At 37.7% G+C, this 3,465-nt stretch carries 4 protein-coding genes and 1 pseudogene; all 5 read right to left on the reverse strand.

Features of this window, described 5'->3' with window-relative positions:
* Positions 1-268: 268 nt before the first annotated feature.
* The gene (locus QUA07_RS29655) at positions 269-634 is read right to left on the reverse strand and encodes a hypothetical protein (RefSeq protein WP_333332780.1); all 366 of its coding nucleotides are present in this window, start codon (positions 632-634) and stop codon (positions 269-271) included.
* 223 nt (positions 635-857) lie between these two features.
* Positions 858-1,334 carry a transposase gene (locus QUA07_RS29660; protein WP_333332783.1) on the reverse strand — a complete coding sequence of 159 codons (477 nt, stop codon included), beginning with the start codon at positions 1,332-1,334 and terminating at the stop codon, positions 858-860.
* A 52-nt stretch (positions 1,335-1,386) separates the two neighbouring features.
* Entirely contained in the window at positions 1,387-1,914 is a 528-nt protein-coding gene (locus QUA07_RS29665) for a winged helix-turn-helix domain-containing protein (RefSeq protein ID WP_333332786.1), read from the reverse strand.
* Between the two features lie 90 nt (positions 1,915-2,004).
* Positions 2,005-2,787, reverse strand: coding sequence for a hypothetical protein (locus QUA07_RS29670; RefSeq protein WP_445305924.1), 783 nt, complete (start codon positions 2,785-2,787; stop codon positions 2,005-2,007).
* Positions 2,788-3,001: 214 nt separating this feature from the next.
* Positions 3,002-3,215: pseudogene (locus tag QUA07_RS29680) on the reverse strand (ISKra4 family transposase); the annotation flags it as partial.
* Between the last annotated feature and the right edge of the window lie 250 nt (positions 3,216-3,465).

Genomic DNA, 3,465 nt, shown 5'->3' on the forward strand with positions numbered 1-3,465 from the left:
TAAAAGAATAGCTGAAATCAGGATTTTTGGTAAAAGTCTTATGCTCTAAGCGTTCCTGATTATTTTTTCCCGAAAGTCACAAAAGAGGGTTAAGCAACTGTGCCTGAACATGTACCTCAATGGTATGGGGCTGCAGGGCACCCTTGCGAGTCACCGGAATCCACTACACTACGATCATCCACTGGATAAGGGAAGCTGGTTACCAAATCCGTGATGCGCCACAGTTCGAGGAAATCCCCGAAATTACCTGGGGGGGTGACAAAGAGGTCTATGAGATAGACTGTATAAGGGTTGCGGCCCGCATACCTTGTTGATAAAAGCGCCGTTTGTTTGGAGTTAACTTCATTAACTGTTCTACCTCGTCAGAATATTGTTCGAGATAATTGACCCACTTTTCTCCATCTAAACCAACACCAAATGTACTGCGTCTTCGATATCTTTTTTTAGGTTCTTGACGCCGGCATACATATTTTGCTACCTGCTTTTTTCTCATTTCAGTGCCTTGAAATATTCCCGAACTGTAGGCGAGTGTCATGAGTAAAATCATGTTGATAAGTCGGTCTCCTTTTAAGCTAGTTCCTTCAAGATCGTAGCCTCCTGTTTTACAATCTCGAAACATTTCTTCAATGCCCATCCGTTGCTTGTAAGCATCGATAGCTGCCGGCCATGACCCTAAATTCGTGAGAATAAACCACGCTTCATCAACCTTCCATCCCCCGTAGTTTCTTTTCCACTTACAAGTAACATCAAATCCAGTATAGCAATCCTAAAGGATTTTCTATATTTATAAACAATCCTAAATAATTTTCTGTTTGTAAGTATATTGACGTATTTTGGGGAAATCAAATTTATGTTCCTTAGTAAAAAACTCTCTCCAAAAATTTGACAATCTTAAAAGACCTACATAAATACCAATACTTTCTTAAAAAGTTTTTAGCTTGTAACCAAATATCTTCCACTGGATTCTGTTGGGGAGCATTGGGAGCAAATAAAATACAAGTAATTGACCAATTCTCAGGTTCTTTGTCACCATTTAGTTCTAATAAAAATTCTCTGAATTCTCCATATTTATGATAACTAGCTCCATCCCAAATCAAGATAAGTTTGCGATTTTTATATTTATTTTGTAAGTATTTTATGAACTTAACTGTTGACTTTCCATCACCAGATGGATGGCTCTGAATATGGAATTCTTTGCTTTGATAATTGAGTGCGCCAAAATAAGTTTGTCTATCTTTTTTATTGGTAATTGGGACTTCAATTCTGATTTGGGATTGACCCCAAACATAACCAGTCAGATCACCATGAAGTAGATGACATTCATCTAAAAACAATACTATTATTTCCCCCGATTCTATACCAGCCTTGTTTTTAAATAAAATATCGTTAATTTCTTCCCTCTTTTTTTTTTACCAGTTCTTCATCGGATTTGGGATTAATTTTTTGAGTCTTTTTCCAACTAATATTAGCAGCAGCAAAAAGTTCATAATAACTCTGTTTTGATTTATAGCTCACACCAAACTCTTGTTCTACATAAGTCACTAATTCCTCTAAGTTCCAATATTCTTTATTCTTTAACCACTCGACTACTACATCCGTTTGTCGCTCTGTTAAATACCCTTGTGAGCCTTTATATCGTAGTTTTATTCCTTCGATGCCTTGGGTTTTAAAAATCTTTTTCCAATAACCCACAAAGAATTTACTTACACCTAATATTTTGCTAATTTCATGATACAGCTTACCTTCAAGCGCCATCATGACAGCTATTGCTCGTTTTAGTTCTCTTGCATCGATATCGCTTTTAATGAAAGATTCTAATTGGGGTATTTCTTTTTCCATATCTATGGGTGGCAGTTGTAAGTTATTCATTTTTTTGTCATAATCAAGTATTGCATATAATTGTACCGTACTCATGATAATGATTTAGGATTGCTATAGCAGGCTGAGTTTTTCTGAATCATTTACCTTGAAAATATCAAGAGGTTTAAGAGTATTATTCCTAATTCATCTAACCGTTGCCAAACTAAATGTTCCGTTGCGATTAAGATGATTCTTTTTTAGTCTTAAACAAAAAGATACACCCTTTTCCCTCAGCCAGTTTCCCAAATCGACATAACAAAATTCACGGTCTCCTAAAACGATAACTTTATATTCTGAAAATAATGGTAAAACTTGCTGTAAGTTGGTAGGATGTGACTCGAAGCTACTGTTTCCCAATTTTGGCAACAGTGACCAGTATAATGGAATTGCTCTTCGTTCCCAGATCAGGCTAACCATAAAGAGATTAATGCGCCCCCATTGACTGCGGTCGATTGCAATTGATAAAGTTTGACCAACACGGCAATAAGTAATCAACCAACAAGTAATTAATGGGAACCAAATTAGTGAGATAGTTAAGTTCGGTAAATCGAGAAATCTTTGTAGTTTTCTACGCCGACTTTCTGTTGTAATTGGATAGGGAAATACCCGGGAGAGCCGTTCTAATCTCACTTGTTTTTCTGATTGTATCAAGGGTAGCAATATTCCAATCAGTTTAAATTGAGCTGAACTTAGTTGTTTTTTTAAATGAATGAGGTAGAATGTTGGTATCATTATTTTTGAGATAGGCAAGCGTGTAACAATTATACTGCCTATCTTTTGTGAGCAGCGGATTGGCTCAATCCTTACAAAGGTATGGGTTTCAGGCTGGTTGTTACCCCCCCCAGCGAAATTACAGACCTTGATGAACTCCAGACCTTCACGGGCAACAAGGGTAATAAACTTTGGATTTGGACAGCAGTTAATCACAAGCAACCAGGAGTCTTAGCCTCGAAAATCGGAGATCATAGTGCAGAAACTTTTAAGCCTTTGTAGCGGATTGTCAAGTGTTGGCAATGTTTATTTGAACCCACATTCCGCACCCTCAACTGTCACAATCGGAAATTACGGAGATCAAAAAGCAAAGCTTGCATAAAAAGAGACATCGGGAGCATCTCAAATATGTAATGAGTATAAATACTATTCAGACCAAAGCGAGATTTAAATAAGCACAACGATGTTTCAGAACTTGAGCCAGATTGTCACGATTCCACCCGGCCCCGGATATTTTGATTCTCCGTCCAATCTGTTTAATTGTCGCCTCGACAGCAAAGCGAACCAATTGTGATCTTTTGAGACTGCATCGCCTGATAATCAGGAATTCTACATCGATGTCGTTCTAGATAATCCAGAAAGTTCTTGACGTGAGGTATAGCCTTTCTCAGAAAGATGAGGTATCATGTTACTGACACTCACTCCTGAGGGTCAAACAGAGAAGATCAGCTCAAATGAACTATAATTACATGGTTCAGTAAAGCCACGCGAAAGCCATACCACACATAATAGCATTTTTTTGACAGCACGCGATGGTCATTGGTAACAAGTTAAGCCTGTATGGCAGTTGTCAAGGGGATTTGAGAAGATGTGTCAAAGAAAAATTGCTCCAGG

It is taken from the genome of Microcoleus sp. T3_A4 (assembly GCF_036700465.1).
Lineage (GTDB): Bacteria > Cyanobacteriota > Cyanobacteriia > Cyanobacteriales > Microcoleaceae > Microcoleus.

Excerpts from the sequence above, each read along its gene's own strand:
- QUA07_RS29655 (WP_333332780.1), bottom strand. The coding sequence starts at position 634 with ATGGGCATTGAAGAAATGTTTCGAGATTGTAAAACAGGAGGCTACGAT.
- QUA07_RS29665 (WP_333332786.1), bottom strand. The coding sequence starts at position 1,914 with ATGAGTACGGTACAATTATATGCAATACTTGATTATGACAAAAAAATG.